Annotated in this window: 1 protein-coding gene; it reads left to right on the top strand. The window is 66.3% G+C overall.

Annotated elements, in window-relative coordinates:
- The coding region (locus BIV03_RS15815) for an MFS transporter (RefSeq protein ID WP_139202017.1) at nt 1-815 on the top strand (815 nt) is incomplete at both ends.

Below are 815 nucleotides of genomic sequence, written 5' to 3'. Positions count from 1 at the left end.
CGTCATCGGGCAGCTCGCCGCCTTCGTCGTGAACGCGATCATCGGCAACCTCTGGGGTGAGGGCAACGGCGTCTGGCGCGTCATGCTCGCCGTCTGCGCGCTCCCCGCGATCGCGCTGTTCGTCGGCATGCTGCGCGTCCCCGAGTCGCCGCGCTGGCTCGCGTCGAAGGGCCGCAACGACGAGGCGCTCGAGGTCCTCGGCCAGATCCGCTCGAAGGAGCGTGCCGAGGCCGAGCTCGAGGACATCAAGCGCTCGAACGAGCTCGAGTCGAAGGTCCAGCGGCAGAGCGGCTGGCGGACCCTGCTCGGCAACAAGTGGCTGATCCGCATCGTGCTCATCGGCGCCGGCATCGGTGTCGCCCAGCAGCTCACCGGCATCAACTCGATCATGTACTACGGCCAGACCGTGCTCATCGAGTCGGGCTTCCAGCAGTCGGCGGCACTCATCGCGAACATCGCCCCCGGGATCATCGCCGTCATCGGTGGCGTGATCGCGATCTACAACATGGAGAAGATCAACCGGCGCACGACGCTCATCCTGGGCTACTCGCTGACGACGGTCTGCCACTTCCTCATCGGCATCGCGTCGATGACGCTCGTCGAGGGCAACCCGGCCCGCCCGTGGGTCATCCTGTTCCTCGTCGTCGCGTTCGTGGGTTCGATGCAGACGTTCCTCAACATCGCCACGTGGGTGATCCTGTCCGAGATCTTCCCGACGCAGATCCGTGCGCTCGGCATGGGCATCGCGGTGTTCTGCCTCTGGATCGCGAACGCGTTCCTCGGGCTGTACTTCCCGACCATCGTCGCCGCGACCG

This window comes from Curtobacterium sp. MCBA15_016, assembly GCF_001865105.1.
Classification (GTDB): Bacteria; Actinomycetota; Actinomycetes; order Actinomycetales; family Microbacteriaceae; genus Curtobacterium.
The sequence above is the reverse complement of the archived record's forward strand: the minus strand, read 5'-3'. Positions and strand labels throughout refer to the sequence as shown.